Consider the following 21646-nt stretch of genomic DNA (forward strand, 5'->3'; position numbering starts at 1 on the left):
GCGGCTCAGCCGGCCGCCAGTGGTACCTGGCGCAGGGTGCGGGTGCGCAGGCGCAACAGGTGCTGCTCGGCGTAGCGCTTGAGGGTGCGCAGCACGGCGGCTTCCTGTTGCTGGAGGAAGAAGTGGTGCCCCTCGAACATGTCGAGGGAGAAGCCGGTGGCGGTCTCTTCCTGCCAGTCCAGCAGTTCGTCCACGCGCAGTTCGTCGGCCTTGCCGCCGAGCACGTGGATGGGCGAGCGCAACGGCTGGCGCCGGCGGTAGGCGTAGCTGCCGGCGACGAGGAAGTCGGCCCGCAGGATGGGCAGCGTCAGGCGCAGCAGCTCCTCGTTGGCGAGGGCCTCCTCGGGGGTGCCCTGGAGGTTGCGCAGCTTGGCGATGAGTTCGGCGTCGCTCTTGGCTTCGCGGTAATCATCGACATTGCGCCGGGCTGGGCCGGCGGTGGCCGAGGGGAACAGCGCCAGGGGCTCGGGCAGCCCCTTGTCACGCAGGGCGTGGGCCAGCTCGAAGGCGAGCAACCCGCCGAGGCTGTGGCCGAACAGCGCGTAGGGCTGCTGCACCTGGGGCGCGACTTCGCGGGCGAGCTGCGCCACCAGCGTGTCGAGCCGGGTGTGCAGCGGCTCGTCCATGCGCATGCCGCGCCCCGGCAATTCCAGCGGCTGCACCACCAGCCAGGCGGGCAGGATGCGCCGCCAGCGGTTGTAGGTCATGGCGCTGGCGCCGGAATACGGCAGGCAGAACAGACGCAAGCTGATCGGCGCGTCCACCTTCAGGCCACCACTTTGTCCTGGTCCATCTTCTGCCGCAGGCTCAGCGGGCGCATGTCGGTCCAGTTCTGCTCGATGAACTCGAGGCAGTCCTTCTTCAGGCCGCTTTTGCCGGCGGCGCGCCAGCCGGCGGGGATGGCCTTGTAGTCCGGCCAGATCGAGTACTGCTCCTCCTGGTTGATGACCACCTGGAAGATCACATCGTCACGATCGAAAACCATGTCGTTCTCCTGTCTGCGAAACCGTTGCAGCGGGGCCAGCTGCCCGCGCTTTCACAGAGGAGAACGGATGGAGACGGAAAATAATTAACGGAATTTCCCGGGGCCGGGAGCGCTTTCACCGTCGATCGGAAGAGTCTTCGCGGGGCGGAGCTGCAACAGCCCTGAAGCCTTTCCGTGCTCTTCTTCGGATATATGCATATTAATTATTCATCGCATTTGACAATGATTATCATTGGACATAATTTGTTACCCCGCTGAACAGGTCGCCCTTTTTCCGGCGCCCTTTGCCTACCCAAGCGCAAGGTGATTTCCATGACGGATCAACTGTCCACAAGCAGGTGCGATTCACCCTTACTCCAGGCATTCATCGATAACCGCACGATCCTTGTGAAGATCGCCGCGCGTATCACCGGATGCCGCTCCCGCGCCGAGGATGTGGTGCAGGATGCGTTCTTCAGGCTGCAGTCGGCTCCGCAGATCACCTCGTCGTTCAAGGCGCAGCTCAGCTACCTGTTCCAGATCGTGCGCAACCTGGCCATCGACCATTACCGCAAGCAGGCGCTGGAGCAGAAGTATTCCGGCACCGAGGAGGAAGGGCTCAACGTGGTGGTCACCCAGGGTGCTTCGCCCGAGACCTCGCACATCAACTACGCGACCCTCGAGCACATCGCCGATGCCCTGGCCGAGTTGCCGGCGCGTACCCGCTATGCCTTCGAGATGTATCGCCTGCACGGCGTGCCGCAGAAGGACATCGCCAAGGAGCTGGGCGTCTCGCCGACCCTGGTCAACTTCATGATCCGCGATGCCCTGGTGCACTGCCGCAAGGTGACCGCGTGCCGAAGCCGAGAAGGCCGCCGGCAATGACCAGGACCGCAGCGAAAAATCCGCCTGACCCCTCCCCCGTTTTCCGCCCCGGGCGCGACTCGCGCCTGGGCGAACCTCTACCTGGTAGCTCGGACTTCAGTTCGGGGATTCCTTCGACGCCGGTCCCGGGCTGAAGCCCGGGCTACGCATTGAGAACGCGGCTCGGCCTCAGGCCAGCACGCAGTGATCGAAGAAGCGTTCGCGGCCGATGGCCATGAGCGCGGCGCGCTTGTGCGGGAAGTCGAACTCCTTTTCCCGGTAGTAACCCAGGTTCTGCATGTGGCCGATCATCCGCGCGTTGTCGGCACGGGGTTCGGCCACCACGCGGCGGGTACGCGGGTCGTCGAGGAACAGGAAGTGGGTCAGCGCCGCCAGCCAGCTGGCCACCTTGTGCGGGCCGCGATGGCTGTCCTCGCCCACCAGCATGTGGATGCCCCGGTCGTAGTCGTCCACTGCATAGAAGGGCGCGATGCGGTCTTCCTTGGCCCAGTAGGCTTCGAAGTAGGCGAAGGGCTGGTCGTCGAAGCAGCCGATCAGGGTCAGCGCATGGGGGTCGTCGTGCAGTTTCTGCAGGTAGGCGCGGTGCTGGTCGAGGTCGCCGCCCTCCTGCCAGAACGCCAGCACACGGGGCGAGTTCTGCCAGCGGTTGAAGCGCTCCAGGTCGCTGTCGATATCCAGCGCGCGCAGGGAGATCCAGCTGCCCAGGCGCGCATCGAAGCGGCGGTAGAGCTCGCCGGTGGGCTTGGGCGGACGCTGCGGGTGGCGCTTGCCGTCGCTGATGACCATGCGCTCCGGGTAGGGGCTGGCGGCAGTGATCCAGGGTGCCGGCAGTTGCCAGAACTGGCCGCGCTCGCAGCGGTACTCCCCTGCCCCGGCCGCCACCAGCAGGCCGCTGGCCAGGGCCTCGGCCGGTACCTGCGGCAATTGCCAGTGCAGCCGCTGGCAGGCCGGGTCGCGGGCCAGCAGCCAGTAGCAGGCGGCGTGCAGGGCCTGCGCGGAAGGCTGGGCGCCGAGCACCTGCAGGCGCAGTTCAGCGCCGCGTTGCAGCGCCAGGTCGATCAGCGGCTGGCCATCGAGGGTGAGGTGCAGGGGGTTATCGGTTTCGTCGGCGCCGAGGCTGCGCCCATCGGGCAGCGGGAGGTTCGACTGGGGGTTGTGCTGGGACATGGGCGGCTCGCGAAATGGGAGGTCTGTGCAACAGATGACGTCGGGGCGCGAGGGAAAATTAGGGGAATTTCGTCGGTGATGGCGGCAGTGGGCGCGGGCGTTCTCAACGTGCCTGGAGTAGAGGTAGGCGTCCGAAGTATCGGTGCGCCACCCCGGAGGGCAACGCACTCGGACGCGGATAAAAGCTCGACCCGCGCGGGCTACTGGACGGTCAGCTGCGGTGAGGTGGTGAACTGCAAACTATCGAATCGGCAATTCGCCACACTTTGGTTCACAGCACTGAATCCTGCGGAGTTACTCCACGAACCTTGAACGACGGTGGAGGCAGACCCGCCGCAATTGATTCCAAGGAACGTCATATCTACGCCCGTGATAGCCATGGTAGTCAGGCTCGTGGCCTCCAGTTTCCAAGGCAGTCCCTTAGGTACGATGGATTGGCAGATCGAGTTACCCGAGAACGAGACCGAATTGACAACCATTACATTCGATCCATTCGAGTCAGTCTGGCCACTAAGGCTCATCGAACAGCCTTTGACGACGAGGAGCGGCCCACCTCTGAAATCAACCAGGCCGCCACCTGTGAATGTGGATCCAGCAGGCAATACCTGAGCGAAGGCAACGGGCGCAATTGTAACGGTGGAAAGCAGAGCGAGGAGCAGACGAGCAGGTTTCATCTTCATTTTCACATTCCATGTTGTGAGGGCTCTTGCGAGCCAGGCAGGCGCCCAATCCGGGCACGAAGAGACTAGGTCACAACATGATTTCTCCATCCCTCACCAAAGTCGGGATGGCGCGTAACAGGCAGAGGGTACGTACCAACGCATGCCCCATCTCGGCATTTGGCAGTCGGAGCTTTCGCGTGAGGAATTCCCGGGCTGAAGCCCGGGCTACAGAGGCGGCCCTCTCATGGAGAGAGGGCCGTGCGCAGGGGCTAGCCCTGTTTCTTGACGATGGTCTCGGCGATGTTGGCGGGGGCTTCGGCGTACTTGGAGAACTCCATGGAGTAGCTGGCGCGGCCCTGGGACATGGAGCGCACGTCGGTGGCGTAGCCGAACATCTCGCCCAGCGGCACCTCGGCTCGGATGATGCGCCCGGCGGGGGCATCGTCCATGCCCTGAATCAGGCCGCGACGGCGGTTGAGGTCGCCCATGACGTCGCCCATGTAGTCCTCGGGGGTGACCACCTCGACCTTCATGATCGGCTCCAGCAGCACCGCGCCGCCCTTCTGCGCGAGCTGCTTGGTGGCCATGGAGGCGGCGATCTTGAACGCCATCTCGTTGGAGTCGACGTCGTGGTAGGAGCCGTCGAACACCGTGGCCTTGAGGCCGAGCAGCGGGTAGCCGGCGAGCACGCCGTTCTTCATCTGCTCCTCGATACCCTTCTGGATCGCCGGGATGTATTCGCGCGGGATCACGCCGCCTACCACTTCGTTGACGAACTCGAGGGTGTCCTTGCCGTCCTCGCCCGGTTCGAAGCGGATCCAGCAGTGGCCGAACTGGCCGCGACCGCCGGACTGGCGGACGAACTTGCCTTCGATCTCGCACTTGTTGCGGATCTTCTCGCGGTAGGCCACCTGGGGTTTGCCGATATTGGCCTCGACGTTGAACTCGCGCTTCATGCGGTCGATGAGGATGTCCAGGTGCAGCTCGCCCATGCCGGAGATGATGGTCTGGCCGGACTCCTCGTCCGAGCGCACGCGGAAGGACGGGTCCTCCTGGGCCAGCTTGCCGAGGGCGATGCCCATCTTTTCCTGGTCGGCCTTGGTCTTGGGCTCCACCGCCACCGAGATCACCGGTTCGGGGAAGTCCATGCGTTCGAGGATGATCGGCTTGTCGAGGTCGCAGAGGGTGTCGCCGGTGGTGACGTCCTTCATGCCGATCAGTGCGGCGATGTCGCCGGCGCGTACCTCCTTGATCTCCTCGCGGGTGTTGGCGTGCATCTGCACCATGCGGCCGACGCGTTCCTTCTTACCCTTGACCGAGTTGAGGATCGAGTCGCCGGAGCTGAGCACGCCGGAGTACACGCGGGTGAAGGTCAGGGTGCCGACGAAGGGGTCGGTGGCGATCTTGAAGGCCAGGGCCGAGAACGGCTCGTCGTCGTCGGCATGGCGCTCGTCGTGGCGCTCCTCGTCGTCCGGGTGGGTGCCCTTGATGGCGGGGATCTCGATGGGCGCCGGCAGCAGTTCGATCACCGCGTCCAGTACCAGGGGCACGCCCTTGTTCTTGAACGAGGAGCCGAGCACGGCGGGGACGATCTCGCAGGCGATGGTGCGCTGGCGCAGGCCGGCCTTGATCTCCTCGATGCTCAGCGCCTCGCCTTCGAGGTATTTGTTCATCAGCTCTTCGCTGGCCTCGGCGGCGGCCTCCACCAGCTTCTCGCGCCACTCCTCGGCTTCGGCCAGCAGGTTGGCGGGGATCTCTTCCTCGCGGAAGCTGGTGCCCTGGTCGGCGTCGTTCCAGTAGATGGCCTTCATCTTCAGCAGGTCGATCTGGCCCTCGAAGTTCTCCTCGGCACCGATGGGCAGCTGGATGGGCACCGGGGTGTGGCCGAGGCGCTGCTTGATCTGCCCGACCACCCAGAGGAAGTTGGCGCCGGCACGGTCCATCTTGTTGACGTAAGCGATGCGCGGCACGCCGTACTTGTTGGCCTGGCGCCACACGGTTTCAGACTGCGGCTCGACGCCGTCAGCACCGCTGAAGACCACCACCGCGCCGTCGAGCACACGCAGGGAGCGCTCCACCTCGATGGTGAAGTCGACGTGCCCGGGGGTGTCGATGATGTTGAAGCGGTACTTGTCGAACTGCTTGGCCGAGCCCGACCAGAAGGCGGTGGTGGCGGCCGAGGTGATGGTGATGCCGCGCTCCTGCTCCTGCACCATCCAGTCCATGGTGGCGGCGCCGTCGTGCACTTCGCCCATTTTGTGGTTGACCCCGGTGTAGAACAGGATCCGCTCGGTGGTGGTGGTCTTGCCCGCATCCACGTGGGCCACGATGCCGATGTTGCGGTAGCGGTTGATGGGGGTCGCGCGGGCCATTGTCTACACCTCGTAATGGTCGGGATGGGTTCGGAACGGGAACGGCACGGCCGCTCGGGGACGCGAGCGGCGAAGCAGCCGGGGCGGATTACCAAGCATGGTTGAAGATGCCGCCGACGCAAGCCGCGAAGCGTCGTCAGGCCGCTGTTTTTTTACCGCCGGCCGATGACAGTCGTGCGATGCGTCGCCGTGCACGCCTTCGAGGCATAGACTGGGCGGCATCTTTCCATCACCGGAGCATTTCCCATGAGCAAGACCATCAGCATCGACTTCGTATCCGACGTGGTCTGCCCCTGGTGCGCGGTGGGCCTGGGCGCGTTGCAGCAGGCCATCGCCAACCTCGGCGACGAGGTGCGGGTGGAGCTGTCCTTCAAGCCCTTCGAGCTGAACCCGGATATGCCGCCCGAGGGTCAGGACATCGTCGAGCACATCCAGCAGAAGTACGGCAGCACACCGGAACAGGTGGCCGCCAACCGCGAGCACATCCGCCAGCGCGGCGCCGAGGTGGGCTTCCGCTTCGACATGCAGGCGCGCGGGCGCATCTACAACACCTTCGACGCCCACTGCCTGCTGCACTGGGCGGAGCTCGAGGGGCGCCAGCTGGAACTCAAGCAGGGCCTGCTGGCCGCCTACTTCACCGAGGGGCGCAACCCCAGCGACCGCGCGGTGCTGGTGGAGGTTGCCGCTGCCGCCGGGCTGGACGCCGAGGCGGCGCGCGAGGTGCTGGAATCCGGCCGCTTCGCCGAGGAAGTGCGCGAGGAGGAGAACTTCTACACCAGCCACGGCATCCGCTCGGTGCCGTCGGTGATCCTCAACGGTCGCCACCTGATCAGCGGCGGCCAGCCGGCGGAGTATTTCGAGCAGGCGATCCGCCAGCTCGTTGCGGCCGAATAGAGGCCTTCGCGCAGCACCCTTGATTTTATAGACGATCGGTCTAATATCCTCCGCCATGACCGATTCCACTCCCCCGCCCCGTCGCGGCCGACCACCCAAGGTCGCCCGCGACAACCTCGACACCCGCGACGCCCTGGTGCGTTGCGGCACCGAGATCCTCACCGAACAGGGCTTTCTCAGCACCGGCATCGACACGGTGCTGAGCCGCGTCGGCGTGCCCAAGGGCTCGTTCTATCACTACTTCCAGAGCAAGGAAGACTTCGGCCACGCGGTGCTGGAGAACTACGCCGGTTACTTCGCGCGCAAGCTCGACCGCTGCCTGCTGGACGAGTCGCGCCCGCCCCTGGCGCGCATCGCCGCCTTCGTCGAGGAGGCCAAGGCCGGCATGCAGCGCTTCGAGTACCGCCGCGGCTGCCTGGTGGGCAACCTGGGCCAGGAGGTGACCCAGTTGCCGGAGGCCTTCCGAGAGTCCCTGGAGGCCATCCTGCTCAGCTGGCAACAGCGCCTGTCGCTGTGCCTGGAGGCGGCCAAGGCCGAGGGCGAGCTGGCCCCGGACACGGATTGCGCGCACTGGGCGGCGTTCTTCTGGATCGGCTGGGAAGGCGCCGTGCTGCGCGCCCGGCTGGTGCGGGACAACGGGCCGCTGGACTGCTTCATCCAAGGATTTATCGCCGGGCTGCCCCGCTAGCCCGTCCCTTTCCACTGCTTCCCATGAGGAGACAACCGATGTTCAAAGGCATCCTGATCGACAAGGACGACGCGGGCTACCGCGCCACGCTGGCCGAGCTGGACGAGGCGCAACTGCCCGAGGGCGACGTCACCGTGCAGGTCGACTACAGCACCCTGAACTACAAGGACGGCCTGGCCATCACCGGCAAGAGCCCGGTGGTGCGCAAATTCCCCATGGTCGCCGGCATCGACCTGGCCGGCACCGTGGAAGCCAGCGACAACCCCGCCTTCAAGGCCGGTGACCGCGTGCTGCTCAACGGCTGGGGCGTGGGCGAGACCCACTGGGGCGGCCTGGCGCAGAAGGCGCGCCTCAACGGCGACTGGCTGATCCCCCTGCCGGCTGGCTTCACCCCGCGCCAGGCGATGGCCATCGGCACCGCCGGCTACACCGCGATGCTTTCGGTGCTGGCCCTGGAGCGCAACGGCGTGACCCCGGACAAGGGCCAGGTGCTGGTGACCGGCGCCAACGGCGGGGTCGGCAGCTTCGCCATCGCCCTGCTCGCCCGCCTCGGCTACCAGGTGGCGGCCTCCACCGGTCGGCCCCAGGAAGCGGACTACCTCAAGCACCTGGGCGCCACTGAGATCATCGACCGCGCCAGTCTCTCCGAGCCCGGCCGGCCGCTGGGCAAGGAACGCTGGGCCGGCGCCGTCGACTCGGTGGGCAGCCACACCCTGGCCAACGTCTGCGCCGGCATCCGCTACGGCGGCGCCGTTGCCGCCTGTGGCCTGGCCCAGGGCATGGACTTCCCTGCCAGCGTCGCGCCCTTCATCCTGCGCGGCGTGACCCTGGCCGGCATCGACAGCGTGATGCGCCCACGCGCCGACCGCATCGAGGCCTGGGACCGCCTGGTGCGTGACCTCGACCTGGCGCTGCTGGACGAGATCACCAGCGAGATCGGCCTGGGCGAGGCCGTGTTCAGCGCCAGCGAACTGCTCGAAGGCCGCGTGCGTGGCCGCGTGGTGGTGGACGTCAACCGCTGACCCTTCCGGGCGCCGCCAGCCTGGCGGCGCCCTCTGCGGCGCACGATGCGCTGCCCCGATAATCACTATCAAGCCTGATGATTTCTGCCCCGACCGCCGCTTGGCTAATCTGCGCCCATCGCAACGCAGACAGCCGAACAGGAGGGCCAGATGCACACGTCGATCGCACTCATCGCCCTGCTCGCCACCCTCGCGCTCGCTGGCTGCGCCTCGCCGCAACACAGCGAGGAAACGCCCTACACCGATGCGCAGGTCCGCCAGTTCGCCCTGGAGATGTTCGGCAAGAGCGGCCTGCCGCCCGAGCAGTTGGCCAAGGTCCGCCGGGCGCTGCTGAAACAGGATCAACGGATGTCCAACGCCATCCGCGACGTGCAGCCGAGCAAGGGCTGAGTCACCCCAGATTGCATGCTCCTCCCATGGCCACTCCCCCCTTTGGCCAATACGCAGCTCACCCCCCGAGCTGCTTTTTTTTGCCCGCGAATCGGACGCGTCCGCTGGGCGGTCACAGGGGCGGGAAGCAGAATCGACGGATTGTCATGAAGAAGGGGTAGAAAAAGGAAAGATTCGGATACATCTGGGCCCGGGTGGCCCTATCCAATCAACGGAGCTTGCCGTATGATCGCGCACCTAGTACCAAGCTGTAAGTCAATCCGGCCAGTCGCAGCCAGCGCTTCTCATGCGCATCGCGACGCCGGTCTCCTCGATGGTTACCTGACCCATGCCTCCCGCCAATCACTGGCAGCGCATTCGTCCTGGCCTCCCATCCAGAAGTCTGATCAGGACAATCACCGGGCCGGAACCTTGCCCACGATTACAACCTGGCATCCAAAGTACTTGGCTGGCACGCTCCGCTCACAGGCGGAACTTTCCGCCAGCTCATTCGCTCCGATAAGGATCATCCGGTGTGCCCAAGGTGGGCGACGGATTCGGAGTTTTATTACGCGGCCTGATTGCCGCACTTTGCAGGACCTAACAATATGACTATCCACCACCAGGCCGAACAAGCCATTACCACCCTTACCCGCGCATTTGCGCCGCTCCAGTGTCAGATCAACGCGCCTTCCCGCAAGGGCGGCTTCAGCTTCACCATCGTCAGCGAGTACGGTGTCGCCTGCCACAGCCAGCGCATCTACCCGGAGCAGTACAGCAACTCCAGCCAGCTTCAGCAGGTGATCGATCGCGCCCAACGCGCCCTCGCCGCCTGACGCCAGGCACGTCGACCCAAAGCCCCGCATAAGCGGGGCTTTTTCTTGCCTGCGATTTACCCCGGTTGGTGCCGTCGGGTGTGGCACCACTTGTTGTAGGAGCGAATTCATTCGCGATGGAGTGTCCCGCCGGCTCGCGGCCCAGTGCCTGCGGCAGGTCTTTCGCGGCTGAAGCCGCTCCCACGGGAAGGGCCTGCAGCGGGGCCGAACATCGCTGCGCTCGGCGCCAACCTACGGCACCGTGCCCAGCCCGAACCACGAAGCCAATCGGTGTGTAGGGTGGATGGCGCTCTTCTCATCCACCCAGCGACCTTGCAGCCCACACGCATGCCCACCTCGTGGAATTCATTCGCGATGGAGTGTCAGGCCGGCTCGTGACCCAGTGCCTGCTGCAGGTCTTTCGCGGCTGAAGCCGCTCCCACACGAACATCGCCGCGTGACGCCCTAGCCGTTCACCACGATGCCGCCGTTCACGTGGAGCACCTGGCCGCTGACATAGGCCGAGTCGGCACTGGCGAGGTAGACGTAGGCCGGGGCCACGTCCGCCGGCTGGCCGGGGTGGCCGAGGGGTGTTTCGGCGCCGAAGTGGCTGACCTTCTCGGCATCGAAGGTGGACGGGATCAACGGCGTCCAGATCGGCCCCGGGGCCACGGCGTTGACGCGGATGGCACGCTTGGCCAGGTTCAGCGCCAGGGAGCGGGTGAAGGACGTGATCGCGCCCTTGGTGGAGGAATAGTCCAGCAGCGTCGGGTTGCCCTTGTAGGCGGTCACCGAGCTGGTGTTGATGATGCTGGCCCCCGGGCGCAGGTGTGGCAGCACGGCCTTGGTCAGCTGGAACATGGCGAAGATGTTGGTGCGGAAGGTCTGCTCCCACTGCTCTTCGGAGATGTCCTCCAGGCGTTGCTGGGGATGCTGCTCACCGGCGTTGTTCACCAGCACGTCCACCCTGCCCCACTTCTCGATCACCGCCTCGATGACCCGGCGGCAGAACTCGCCATCGGCCGCATCACCGGCGAACAGCAGCGCCTCGCCCCCCGCCGCCTGCACCTCCAGGCGCGTGCGCTCGGCATCCTCCACCTCGTTCAGATAAAGCACCGCCACGTTGGCACCCTCGCGGGCGTAATGCACCGCAACGGCACGGCCGATGCCACTGTCGGCCCCGGTGACGATGGCGGTCATGCCGTCGAGCTTGCCGGCGGCTTGGTAGTACTCACCGATGGTCAGCGGCTGCGGGCGCATCTCGGTTTCCTGGCCCGGTTGCTGGTCCTGGTGCTGGGGCGGAAAGGTCTGTTCGTCGCTCATGGTCGTCTCCCGTATCAGTGCCTGTTACTCAACAGGACTGGCCCTGGCGCGGCCGGTTCAGGGAAATTCACCCAGCGGCCTCAGTCCTCCGGCACCGCTTCCAGGCGCTCCCACATGGCGCGGGTGATGCGCTGGCGGGCGACGTAGTCGTGCCAGGGGTCTCGATCCAGGCCGTCCAGGCGCTGACGCAGGTTGCCCAGGGTCCATTGCGCCGAGCCCTTGAGCCGCTCCAGCTCATCGCGCTCGATGGGCACCGATACCGGTAGCCCCGGCCGAGCCCGCACCGAGTAGGCGCACACGGTACTGGCGCCACGCTGGTTGCGCAGATAGTCGACGAAGATGCGCCCGATGCGGTTCTTCGGCCCCATCTTGTCGACGAAGCGCTCCGGCAACTGGCGGGCGAGGAAGCTGGCGATGGCCTTGCCGAACCCCTTCACCTCGTCCCAGCCGGCATGGCGCGCCAGCGGGACGACCAGGTGCATGCCCTTGCCGCCGCTGGTTTTCAGCCAGGCCTGCAGGCCCAGTTCATCGAGCACCGATAGGGTCAGGCGGGTGGCCTCCTGCATGGTCTTCCAGGGCAGCTTGGGGTCCGGGTCGAGATCGAGGATCAGGCGGTCGGGTCGCTCGATGCGGTCGCTGGTGGCGCCCCAGGTGTGCAGCTCGATGGCACCCATTTGCACCGCGCCCACCAGGGCCTCCAGCGTGTCGATCTCCATCAGCCGCGCGTGCCCGGGGTCCAGCGACGGGTCGAGGTGACGGATATTGGGAATCGCCAGGCGCTCGGCATGCTTCTGGAAGAACAGCTCGCCACCGACGCCCTCCGGCGCCCGCAACAGGGATACCGGGCGCCCCTTCAGGTGCGGCAGCACCCACTCGGCCACGTCCGCGTAGTAGCGCGCCAGTTCCAGTTTCTGGGTGCCGCTCTGGTCGTCGATGACCCGCTGCGGATGGCTGATGGACACCTTGGCCAGGGTCTGGCGGCCACCCTCCCCGGCTTGCCCGGCCGTCTCGGCGACCGCCGCGGGGGCCTTTCTCAGGCTGGAGGCGCTACGCGGCTGCTCGCGGATGATCTGCTCCGCCGGCTTGTCGCTGCGCAGGGCGATGAACGCCGCCTGGCGCACGATGGCGTCATCGGTCCACTCGGCGAATTCCACCTCGGCCACTAGTTGCGGCTCCACCCAGTGCACACCCCGGCGCTGGCTGGCGGTCAGGGCCTTGGTCAGCGGGCTGTCCTTGCGGGCGATGGCCTGCAGGCGGCCGAGAATGTCGGCCAGCCGTGCCTCGTCGAAGCCGGTGCCCACCCGCCCGGCGTAGCGCAGCTCCGCCCCGCCCGGCTCGTCGTGCACCGCCAGCAGCAAGGCGCCGAAACCGCTGCGGCTGCCCTTGGGCCCGGTGTAGCCGACGATGACGAACTCCTGGCGCCGGCGGCATTTGAGCTTGATCCAGTCCGGGCTGCGAGCCGAGCGATAGGGGCTGCCCGCGCGTTTGCCGATCACCCCTTCCAGGGACATGGAACAGGCGCTTTCCAGGATCGATTCGTGGCTGGCGGCAAAATCCTGGGAGAAACGCAGCAGGCTGCGTTTGTGGCCCTTGAGCACCCGCTCCAGGGCGGCGCGGCGGTCCTCCAGCGGCTGCTGGCGCAGGTCGCGGCCGTCGAGGTACGGCGCGTCGAACAGGTAGTAGAGGATGCTGTGGCTGCGGCCGATTTCAAAGGCGTTCTGCAGGCCCTGGAAGCTCGGCAGGCCGTCGTCGTCGAGCACCACCACCTCGCCGTCCAGCCAGCTGTCGCCCAGGTCCAGCGCCGCCAGGTCGCGGGCCTGCAGCGGCAGGCGCGCGGTCCAGTCGTTGCCGTTGCGGGTGTAGAGGCGCACCTCGCCGTCGCGGATGCGGGCGAGGATGCGGTAGCCGTCGAACTTGATCTCGTAGCGCCAGTCGCCCGAGGGTGGCGCATCCACCAGGGTCGCCAACTGCGGCGCCAAGGTGTCGGGCATGCCCGGTTCGGCACCCTCGCCCTTGCGCGCCTTGGCCGCCTTGGAAGCACGCGGCCGAGCGGCCGGCGCATCGCTGCCCACATCGGCACCACTGATCACGCTGGCCGGCTCGGCGGAGACGATGTCGTACTCGTCCGCCGGGCGCGCCACCTCATCGTCCTGCTTGATCAGCAGCCACTGCTCCTTGTCACCACTGCCACGCAGGCGGGTACGCACCAGGCTCCATTCGCCGCTGAGCTTCTCGCCCACCAGGGTGAAGGTCAGCTTGCCGGCGGCGTAGGCGGCGCGCGGGTCGCCATGGGGCTGCCAGATGCCGCGATCCCAGACGATCACATCGCCCGCGCCGTATTGCCCGGCCGGGATGCTGCCCTCGAAGTCGGCGTAGCCCAGCGGGTGGTCCTCCACATGCACGGCCAGGCGCTTGTCCTTGGGGTCCAGGCTCGGCCCCTTGGGCACCGCCCAGCTCTTCAGGGTGCCGTCCAGTTCGAGGCGGAAGTCGTAATGCAGATGGCGGGCGTCGTGCTTCTGGATCACGAAACCCAGCGCGCCGGCCCTGGACCGGCCCTTGGGCCGCCCAGCCTCATGGGGCTCGGAGGTGACCTCGAAATTGCGCTTGCGGTTGTACTCGCTGGAACGGCGGGCCATGGCGGATCACCTCGGCGTGGATGCGGATTCAGCCAGCCTTGGCCTTGCTCCGTGATGGCTTGGCGCTGCTCTTGCGCGCCGGTTTGGCGGCCGCCTTCGCCGGCTTGGCCTTGCTGGCGGGCTTGCCGCCGAGGCTGCGCTTGAGCAGGTCGGTGAGGTCGATCACATCGGCGCTGCGCCGCTGCTCCTCGCCCGCTGGCGACTCCACCGCCTCGATGCGGCCCTGGCTGGCCTTGCGCTCCACCAGTTCCATGATGCGGTCGGTGAAGCTGTCGACGTACTCGTCCGGCTGCCAGTCGGCGCTCATGTCCTTGATCAGCCGCTTGGCCATGTCCAGCTCGGCCTTGGCCAGCTTGGCGTCGGTCACCGCGCTGCCCAGCTCCAGGCTTTCCAGCCCGCGAACCTCGGCGGGCCAGCGCAGCATGACCAGCACCAGCGCGGACTCCAGCGGCATCACCGCCGCCAGGTGCTGGCGGGTGTGCAGCACCACATTGGCCAGGGCCACCTTCGCGGTGCCCGAGAGCGCCTCGCGCAGCAAGGCATAGACCTTCTCGCCACGTTTGACCGGTGCCAGGTAATAGGGGGTATCGATGTTCTGCAGGGGGATGGCAGCGCTGTCGACGAAGGCGAAGATATCGATGGTCTGGGTCGCCTCGGGGTGGGCGGCGCGGATTTCCTCCTCGCTGATCACCACATAGCGGCCCTTCTCCAGCGCCACGCCCTTGACGATATCGTCCTTGGCCACTTCCTTGCCGGTGCGCTTGTTGACCCGCTTGTAGCCCACCGGGTCCATGTTGCGCTTGTCCAGCCAGTCGAAGTCCACGCCCTGGGACGAGGTGGCCGAAACCAGGCCCACCGGGATGTGCACCAGGCCGAAGCTGATAGCGCCCTTCCAGATCGCACGCGCCATGGGTCACCTCTCGGGCGGGCCTAGAGCGCCACGCCGTCGCTGTAGATCACGCTGCCTTCCACGGTGATGTCGCGGATCTCGCGCAGCATGTTGTCGGCGGCGGTCTCCGCCTCGTTCTCGCACACACAGCCCGGCGTCAGCACCCAGAGCACGCGCACGCCGGCACCTTCGCGCTTGGGCTGGTACTCGATGAGGCCGACGTAGTTCTGCCCTTCCCTCATGGCATCGGTCCATGCGGTGCAGTGTTTGAAGTCTCTGAACATGGCGAAAAGCTCCTTGTTGCTGACTGCCACACAAGGTTCTGAGTGGCGTCGGCGGAAAAGAGTTTCGCCTATCGCTTGTCCAACTTTTCCAGGCGGGCCACCAGGTGCGGCACCAGGTTGAGGATCACCAGCGCCACCAGGGTCGCGAGAACCGCCGTGGCTTCGCGGCCGAGGCCGACGGTGACGCCAATGGCGGTGGTCAGCCAGAGGCCGGCGGCAGTGGTCAGGCCCTTCACCTCGGCCACACTGTCGCGCTTGAGGATGGTGCCGGCGCAGAGAAAGCCGATGCCCGCGACTATGCCCTGGATCACCCGGCTCATCGCATCGTGTTCGGCGCCGGCCATTTGCGGCACCAGGACGAAGAGCGCGGCGCCCAGGGCCACCAGCATGTGGGTGCGGATGCCGGCCGCCTTGCCGTGCTGCTCGCGCTCGAAGCCGAGCAGGCCGCCGAGCAACGCGGCCAGCAGCACGCGCAAGGTCACCCGGGTCGCCTGGGTGGGGTCATCGAGGTCGGAGAACTCGCTGGCGAGGGTCGCCAGGACTTGGTCCCACCAGGTCACGATCCACCGCGCTCCAGGGCGCCCTTCAGGGGCAGGTAGCGATAGGCACCGCAGCGGGCGCACACCTGGCAGAGCAGGTCTTCCTTGCCGATGTGCACCGAGGTGCTGGGCGACCAGGAACAACCACCGATCAGACAGAAGAGCGTCATGTCACCTCCACCGGCGGGGTGCCGTATGAATACCGGACTCATGTTTTTCGACTGTGGCACTTCGCCAAAGGTTTGCTGTTTTTTGCCGCCAGGCCACGGGCAAAGCCGCTCGGAGCGATTCATGAACCCTTTGCGCCGTGCCCCGGGTCTAGATGGCAAGCCCCGCAACACTGCCAAGGAATTTCCATGAAGAACCTCGAATCACCCGCCTACAAGCTGGCCCTGTTCGGCGCCCTCGGCAGCCTGGGCAGCGCCGTGCTGGTGGAGGCCCTGAGCCGGCAATGGGAAGCCACCGCACTGCTCGACGACCTCAATGTCGTCCCCTCACGCCCCGGCATCCGCACCAAGCCCGGCGACCCCTTCGATGCCTTGGCCGTAAGCCATGCGGTGGCAGGCATGGACGCCGTGCTGTGCAACCTGTGCAGCCAGCCGCTGCTGGCCAGCGCCCGGCAACCAGCGGTGGGGTTCGAGATGGAATTCCGCAGCATCACCGCCCTGCTCGACGGCCTGGCACTGGCCAAGGTCAATCGCCTGCTGGTGATCGGTGACTTCCGTTGGCTGGATGAAACCGCCGGCTACCCGGACGGGCCCGGTGCGCAGTTGCAACAGCGCCTGCTGGACAGCCCCCTGGGCTGGACCCTGGTGGACGCACCGAGCGTGGGTGGCGAGGACCTGTTCGGCCTGGACCACTTCCTCGCCCCCACCCACAGCAACGAGCCCGATGCCGTGACCGCCCTGCGCCGCTTCGCCGCCGCCGTGCTCGATGAATGCCAGCTGGCGGCCCACCGGCACCAGCGGGTGCGCATCCAGGGCTGATTGGCAGCATCGCCCCCGCCCCAGCGCCTTCCCTGGCGCCGGTTGCGGGCTAGGCCGGCACCGCCTTGGCCTTGGGCTCCCGCGCCCAGACCCGGTGCTTGGCGATGGCATCGAACAGCGGCTTGGTGACGTCCTTGGCGGCGGCACCGCTGAGCAGTCCTTCGTCCGCCTCCAGGTGCAGCTGGCTGGCCAGATCGCCCGCCGCGCCGCACAGGGCGATGGCCTTGAGGTGCTTGTAGGCCTCCTGCAGGTAGTGCAGCGCATCGCCATCCCCGCCGAAGGTTTTCGCCGCACTGTCGCCACCGGGCACGAACACCGCATCGAACGCGATGGAAGGCAGCCCGGCGATGGTGGCATCGGGTACCAGTTGCTTGCCCTCCGCGGTGCTCACCGGTGCCGAACTCGGTGCCAGCAGCTTGGCGCTGGCGCCGGCCTTCTTCAGCTCGCCCTGGATGAACTCCACATCACTGCCCTGCACGCCATTGGCGATGAGGATGGCCACCTTGCGCGACTTGATATCACCAGGCAGCAGGTTCATCTGGCTAAGTGCGGGCGAGGCCTTGAGGCCGATCTCCGGCACCTGCACCGTGGGCGCCTGGGGCGGTGTGAGACCGAGGTTCTCGGCCACCTGGCGGGCCAGGTCGAGGTCGATATTGGCGAGGATTTCCTTCACCTGGCGCTCACGGATGTGCACCCGCTCCACCTTGCCCAGCTCGAAGCTATAGGCCGCCGCTACATGGCCTTTCTCCGTCTCGCTGAGGCTGTTGTAGAACAGCCGCGCCTGGGAGAAGTGGTCGGCGAAGGAGTCGGCGCGCTTGCGCAGCTTGGTGCCCGACAGCGGCTCGTGGTAACTGCTGAAGCCACCGCTGCGCGCGGCGGGCGGCGTCTCCTTCGGCCAGCCGCCGTCGATGGAGTTGGGCTCGTAGGCAGCACGCCCCTTGTTCACCGTCTGCCGGTGCTGGGCGTCACGCTGGTTGTTGTGGAACGGGCACAGCGGGCGGTTGATGGGAATCTCGTTGAAGTTCGGCCCACCAAGACGCGAGAGCTGCGTGTCGGTGTAGGAGAACAGCCGCCCCTGCAGCAGCGGATCGTTGCTGAAGTCGATACCGGGCACCAGGTGGCCGGGGTGGAAAGCGGCCTGCTCGGTCTCGGCGAAGAAGTTGTCCGGGTTGCGGTTGAGCACCAGCTTGCCCACCTTGCGCACCGGCACCAGCTCCTCGGGCACCAGCTTGGTGGGGTCGAGCAGGTCGAAGTCGAACTTATGCTCGTCCTCCTCGGGGATCACCTGCAGGCCCAGCTCCCATTCCGGGTAGTCGCCTTTTTCGATGTCTTCCCAGAGGGTGCGGCGCTGGAAGTCCGGGTCCTTGCCGGCGAGCTTCTGCGCCTCGTCCCAGACCAGCGAGTAGACGCCCGACAGGGGCCGCCAATGGAACTTGACGAAGACGCTGCGGCCCTCGGCGTTGATCAGGCGGAAGGTGTGCACGCCAAAGCCCTGCATGCCCCGGTAGCCCACCGGGATGGCGCGGTCGGACATGGTCCAGAGCACCATGTGCGCCGACTCGGGCACCAGGGAGACGAAGTCCCAGAAGGTGTCGTGGGCCGAGGCACCGGTGGGGATTTCGTTGTGCGGTTCGGGCTTCACCGCGTGCACGAAGTCGGGGAACTTGATGGCGTCCTGGATGAAGAACACCGGCATGTTGTTGCCCACCAGGTCGAAGTTGCCCTCGTCGGTGTAGAACTTCACCGCGAAGCCGCGCACATCGCGCACGGTATCGGCCGAGCCACGCGGGCCCTGCACGGTGGAGAAGCGCACGAACACCGGGGTTTTCTTCGCCGGCTCGTTGAGGAAGTCGGCCTTGGTCAGCTCGGCCAGCGGCTCGTAGACCTGGAAGTAGCCATGGGCCGCAGCGCCACGGGCATGGACGATGCGCTCGGGAATGCGCTCGTGGTCGAAGTGGGTGATCTTCTCCCGCAGGATGAAGTCTTCCAGCAACGAGGGGCCGCGCTCGCCGGCCTTCAGGCTGTTCTGGTTGTCGGCGATGCGCGTGCCGGTGTTGGTGGTCAGGGCCTGGTCGGTAGCGTCTTCGCGAAAGCCCTCCAGTTGGTCGAGCTTGCGGTTGCTGTTTTCACGGTCGGGGGTGTCGGTACCGGCGAGTTGGCTGCCGGTCTTCTTCTGGGTGGGCATCGGGCTTTCTCCTGGCTTGGAATCGACGCCCAGGCAGGCGCCGGGCCTGACGACGCATTGCGCGTGCGCAGGTAATCACGGGTATGGCAGGTAATGCGGCAAGGGTGGGGAGCGACGGCCGCATGCCGCCGCCCCCCGTTAGGCGTCAGTCACTGTTATTGCTGTGGCTGCGCTGTCCTCCCTTGCGGCCGGCTGCGGATGCGCGTGCCGGGTCGTTCCTGAAATTGCCACCACTCACATGTCCGCCCTTCTTACCGGCTTCGGATGCGCGTTGTGGGTCTTCTGCGAAGTTGCCTTTGCCGCCTCGATGTTGAGCCATTGCACAGGTCCTCTCTGGTCGTTGATCTGACGTTGGTGGAGCAGGCGCCAAACCGGCGCCTAGAAGGTCTGAGGGCAGCATTGCGGAGAGGTTCTAACTATTTGCACCCCGTTCGGCGCGGGCTGCGGGGCTGTCGATTGAGTGCGGCTATGGCCACGACTAGGGGGTCGATAGCGAACGCCAATCACAGGGGCCGCCGCCAATTAACTGCCGGGAGGTATTTCGCGGGCGCAGGCTGATGTAATCACGGGCAATTCCCGGCCCATGCCGTACCTGGGCCGTTGGCCAGTATTTACGCGTGTCGGCAGGGGTTTAAGGTGAAAACAGGCAAGACACCGGAGCGGAGTTGCCGCCCCTATCCTGCGACCGGAGGTAGTCACCGTGCCCAGCAGCCAACCCCGTGCCCGCGATATCGAAATCCACTTCAACCAGCGTCTGCGGCCCAGCACCCATGGCCACTGCGTGATGGAGGCGGATGGCACCCTGACCATTCACCTGCACGATGGCGAACGGCAGCTGACGGTGGTGGGCATTACCCGTGCAACCTATGGCAACCAGGAGGCTCTATTCAAATTGGGGCCCGCGCTACTGGAAGAGTGGTCGGCCCTGTGTTCGCAACCCGATGGAGCCTTGCCATGAATCCAGCCGCACCCGAGCCGACCTCGCTCCCCTCGCCCAGCAAGACCCATGAGTTTCTCCGCGACGTCGAAACGGCCCTCGCCAGCCAGGCCCTGCCGCTGTTCGAGGAAGCGGCGCGCCATGCCCGCCGGGGCGGCATCGAGGTGACGGTGGAGATGGACAGCAGCGACCCGCTGCACCCGCAACTGCGCCTGGCCGCCAGCAACCCGGGGACGCGTACCAGCCACTACCGGATCATCGCCGACGCGGCCAACCTGGGCCTGGTGCATGAAGAGTTCTACGCCTTCAACGACGAAACTCGCACCCTGCCGGCGCAGTTGGCTTCGATCAACGAAACGGTGATCGACACCCGCCTCGCCGCCTTCTTCCTCAAGGCCTTCGCCCTGCCCCTGGATTACGTCACCGAACGCCGCCAGGCGGGGTTCTGGTAGGGCCGTCGCGGATGCTCCGCGTGGTGGACGGGTGAAGCGTCGTCCACCCTACCGCTGCACCTCACCCATGAGCTCGCTCTCACACACGGGTGTGGGGTGGAGGTCGCTTTTCACCTCCACCAGGCGGTGTCGCAGGTGAGCACGATGGTTGAGCGACAGGTAGGTCGGGTGAAACCCGGCGCGCGGTGCTCTCTCGATCGCGAATGAATTCGCTCCTACACAGAGCGGCGGCGCTGCGCGTCGCTTGGCGACTGAAGTCGCCCCTACACAGCACCTGCCAGGGCATGACTGCGGTGCCACCTCGAGCTGCGAATGGTGGACGGGTGGAGCGTCGTCCACCCTTGTATCTCGACTAACTACCCCTTCAGGGGTAATAGTTCCCGACTGATCATCGGGGGAGGGGCTGGAAGTCGTGTCCACCCTTAGGCCCTGAGCCTGCGACGTAGATAGTGCTCCGCCCCTCCACACTCACTCGAACAGCCCGAACGGTATCTTGAGCCCAGAGCTCGCATTCACAAGGTTGGGCCGGGTGCAGTGATGATCGTGTCTGAAAAGATCAGGAGGAGCTCACATGCCCAGTGTCATTGGTATCGACATTGCCAAGCACACGTTCGATATCGCCACCCTGCAGGCGAACGGCAAGTACCGCACCAAGGCCAAGTTGGCCAACAGCGAGGCGGGCTTTCGCACGCTGCAGGAGTGGCTGAACAAGCACAGCGAGGCGGGTGCCTGGGTCGTGATGGAAGCCACCGGCATCCACCATGAAGCCCTGGCCGAATGGCTGCTGGAGCAGAACTATCGGGTCTGCGTCCTCAACCCTGCGCAGATCGCTCACTACGCCCGCAGTCAGCTGCAGCGCGTGAAAACTGACAAGGTCGACGCCAAGCTGATCGCCGAATACGGCGAGCGCCACCAAGACGAGCTACGGCCCTGGCAGCCTGAACCTCGCGCCATACGGCGCCTGAAAGCACTGATGCGGCGCCTGGCGGATCTGCAGGAAATCCAGCAGATGGAGAGCAATCGCCTGGAGGTGGCCGATACCAGCGTGCAGGAGTCGATCCGCTCAGTGTTGCGGCACATCGAGCAACAGATCGAGGAAACCCTCAAGGCCATCAACGACCACATCGACAATGACCCGGATCTGCGTGGCAAACGTGATCTGTTGACCAGCATCGATGGCATCGCGGACAAGACAGCCGCCCTGATCCTGGCGGAGCTGGGCGACCCTCATCGCTTCACCAGCAGTCGCGCGATTACCGCCTTTGCCGGGCTCAACCCGCGTTTGCAGGAGTCTGGTAAGTACCGGGGGCAGACCCGCATTTCCAAGATGGGCTCATCGCGGCTGCGTGCTGGGCTGTACATGCCTGCCGTTTGCGCCCTGCAGCACAACGGGGCGATCAAAGCGATGAGAGAACGCCTCAGAGCCAAGGGCAAGACCGGCATGCAGATCATCTGCGCAGCGATGCGTAAGCTGCTGAACATCGCTTATGGCGTCTTGAAATCGGGCCAGCCGTACGACGTAAAACTGGCCCTTGCTCACTAGGGATCAAGACGGTATCTACGCGTCAGCCCCCTGC

The 21646-nt window shown here is 65.9% G+C and carries 23 protein-coding genes; 10 read left to right on the top strand and 13 right to left on the bottom strand.

Going from position 1 to position 21646, the window contains the following annotated elements; genetic code table 11:
• Positions 1-5: 5 nt before the first annotated feature.
• Entirely contained in the window at positions 6-764 is a 759-nt protein-coding gene (locus ACXI0U_RS28855; RefSeq protein ID WP_479551202.1) for a thioesterase II family protein, read from the bottom strand.
• Between the two features lie 2 nt (positions 765-766).
• Positions 767-985 (bottom strand): MbtH family protein, encoded by a 219-nt coding sequence (locus ACXI0U_RS28860; RefSeq protein ID WP_021220748.1) that lies wholly within the window; start codon positions 983-985, stop codon positions 767-769.
• Positions 986-1297: 312 nt separating this feature from the next.
• Here ACXI0U_RS28860 and ACXI0U_RS28865 point away from each other — a divergent pair, with 312 nt between their 5' ends.
• On the top strand, positions 1298-1849 hold the full coding sequence (locus tag ACXI0U_RS28865; RefSeq protein ID WP_479551203.1) for an RNA polymerase factor sigma-70: 552 nt from the start codon (positions 1298-1300) through the stop codon (positions 1847-1849).
• 168 nt (positions 1850-2017) lie between these two features.
• Here the strand turns inward: ACXI0U_RS28865 and ACXI0U_RS28870 are convergent, their stop codons facing one another.
• The 3 genes from ACXI0U_RS28870 to fusA form a co-directional block, all read right to left on the bottom strand.
• A complete protein-coding gene (locus ACXI0U_RS28870; protein ID WP_479551204.1) occupies positions 2018-3016 on the bottom strand; it encodes a GNAT family N-acetyltransferase in 999 nt (332 codons plus the stop codon).
• 200 nt (positions 3017-3216) lie between these two features.
• A complete protein-coding gene (locus ACXI0U_RS28875; protein WP_479551205.1) occupies positions 3217-3696 on the bottom strand; it encodes a hypothetical protein in 480 nt (159 codons plus the stop codon).
• A 251-nt stretch (positions 3697-3947) separates the two neighbouring features.
• The gene (gene fusA, locus ACXI0U_RS28880) at positions 3948-6050 is read right to left on the bottom strand and encodes an elongation factor G (protein WP_271661060.1); all 2103 of its coding nucleotides are present in this window, start codon (positions 6048-6050) and stop codon (positions 3948-3950) included.
• 246 nt (positions 6051-6296) lie between these two features.
• Here fusA and ACXI0U_RS28885 point away from each other — a divergent pair, with 246 nt between their 5' ends.
• The 5 genes from ACXI0U_RS28885 (at position 6297) to ACXI0U_RS28905 (ending at position 9859) form a co-directional block, all read left to right on the top strand.
• Positions 6297-6944: a DsbA family oxidoreductase gene (locus ACXI0U_RS28885; RefSeq protein ID WP_479551206.1), complete on the top strand. Its 648-nt coding sequence runs from the start codon at positions 6297-6299 to the stop codon at positions 6942-6944.
• Positions 6945-6999: 55 nt separating this feature from the next.
• A complete protein-coding gene (gene acuR, locus ACXI0U_RS28890; protein WP_479551207.1) occupies positions 7000-7632 on the top strand; it encodes an acrylate utilization transcriptional regulator AcuR in 633 nt (210 codons plus the stop codon).
• Positions 7633-7670: 38 nt separating this feature from the next.
• Entirely contained in the window at positions 7671-8654 is a 984-nt protein-coding gene (gene acuI / locus ACXI0U_RS28895) for an acrylyl-CoA reductase (NADPH) (protein ID WP_479551208.1), read from the top strand.
• Between the two features lie 150 nt (positions 8655-8804).
• Positions 8805-9044 (top strand): hypothetical protein, encoded by a 240-nt coding sequence (locus ACXI0U_RS28900; protein WP_316927459.1) that lies wholly within the window; start codon positions 8805-8807, stop codon positions 9042-9044.
• A 587-nt stretch (positions 9045-9631) separates the two neighbouring features.
• A complete protein-coding gene (locus ACXI0U_RS28905; RefSeq protein ID WP_021220756.1) occupies positions 9632-9859 on the top strand; it encodes a hypothetical protein in 228 nt (75 codons plus the stop codon).
• A 444-nt stretch (positions 9860-10303) separates the two neighbouring features.
• Here ACXI0U_RS28905 and ACXI0U_RS28910 read toward each other — a convergent pair whose 3' ends face one another.
• From ACXI0U_RS28910 to ACXI0U_RS28935, 6 genes are all read right to left on the bottom strand, one after another.
• On the bottom strand, positions 10304-11161 hold the full coding sequence (locus tag ACXI0U_RS28910; protein WP_021220757.1) for an SDR family oxidoreductase: 858 nt from the start codon (positions 11159-11161) through the stop codon (positions 10304-10306).
• Between the two features lie 80 nt (positions 11162-11241).
• Positions 11242-13797, bottom strand: a complete 2556-nt coding sequence (ligD, locus tag ACXI0U_RS28915) for a DNA ligase D (RefSeq protein WP_479551209.1) — start codon at positions 13795-13797, stop codon at positions 11242-11244.
• A gap of 28 nt (positions 13798-13825) precedes the next feature.
• Positions 13826-14707 carry a non-homologous end joining protein Ku gene (gene ku, locus ACXI0U_RS28920; protein ID WP_350446301.1) on the bottom strand — a complete coding sequence of 294 codons (882 nt, stop codon included), beginning with the start codon at positions 14705-14707 and terminating at the stop codon, positions 13826-13828.
• Between the two features lie 20 nt (positions 14708-14727).
• On the bottom strand, positions 14728-14970 hold the full coding sequence (locus ACXI0U_RS28925; protein ID WP_021220760.1) for a hypothetical protein: 243 nt from the start codon (positions 14968-14970) through the stop codon (positions 14728-14730).
• Between the two features lie 68 nt (positions 14971-15038).
• Complete coding sequence (locus ACXI0U_RS28930) at positions 15039-15533, bottom strand: MgtC/SapB family protein (RefSeq protein ID WP_031288210.1); 495 nt, start codon at positions 15531-15533, stop codon at positions 15039-15041.
• Positions 15527-15679 carry a PSPA7_2676 family Cys-rich small protein gene (locus ACXI0U_RS28935; protein WP_479551210.1) on the bottom strand — a complete coding sequence of 51 codons (153 nt, stop codon included), beginning with the start codon at positions 15677-15679 and terminating at the stop codon, positions 15527-15529. Before ACXI0U_RS28935 ends, ACXI0U_RS28930 begins: the two co-directional genes overlap by 7 nt.
• Before the next feature lie 186 nt (positions 15680-15865).
• Here ACXI0U_RS28935 and ACXI0U_RS28940 point away from each other — a divergent pair, with 186 nt between their 5' ends.
• Positions 15866-16495, top strand: a complete 630-nt coding sequence (locus ACXI0U_RS28940; RefSeq protein WP_479551211.1) for an NAD(P)H-binding protein — start codon at positions 15866-15868, stop codon at positions 16493-16495.
• Positions 16496-16544: 49 nt separating this feature from the next.
• Here the strand turns inward: ACXI0U_RS28940 and katE are convergent, their stop codons facing one another.
• Together katE and ACXI0U_RS28950 are read right to left on the bottom strand one after the other, a co-directional pair.
• Entirely contained in the window at positions 16545-18680 is a 2136-nt protein-coding gene (gene katE / locus ACXI0U_RS28945) for a catalase HPII (RefSeq protein WP_479551212.1), read from the bottom strand.
• 145 nt (positions 18681-18825) lie between these two features.
• Positions 18826-18999 (bottom strand): con-10 family general stress protein, encoded by a 174-nt coding sequence (locus ACXI0U_RS28950; protein WP_081672301.1) that lies wholly within the window; start codon positions 18997-18999, stop codon positions 18826-18828.
• 381 nt (positions 19000-19380) lie between these two features.
• On the opposite strand from ACXI0U_RS28950, the gene ACXI0U_RS28955 reads away from it, so the two are divergent.
• From ACXI0U_RS28955 to ACXI0U_RS28965, 3 genes are all read left to right on the top strand, one after another.
• Positions 19381-19638 (top strand): hypothetical protein, encoded by a 258-nt coding sequence (locus tag ACXI0U_RS28955; RefSeq protein WP_479551213.1) that lies wholly within the window; start codon positions 19381-19383, stop codon positions 19636-19638.
• The gene (locus tag ACXI0U_RS28960; RefSeq protein WP_184489187.1) at positions 19635-20069 is read left to right on the top strand and encodes a hypothetical protein; all 435 of its coding nucleotides are present in this window, start codon (positions 19635-19637) and stop codon (positions 20067-20069) included. The genes ACXI0U_RS28955 and ACXI0U_RS28960 overlap by 4 nt, the downstream gene beginning before the upstream one ends.
• A 571-nt stretch (positions 20070-20640) precedes the next feature.
• Positions 20641-21612 carry an IS110 family RNA-guided transposase gene (locus tag ACXI0U_RS28965; RefSeq protein ID WP_350446189.1) on the top strand — a complete coding sequence of 324 codons (972 nt, stop codon included), beginning with the start codon at positions 20641-20643 and terminating at the stop codon, positions 21610-21612.
• The last annotated feature ends 34 nt before the right edge of the window (positions 21613-21646 follow it).

Source organism: Pseudomonas sp. C9D1, assembly GCF_056491235.1.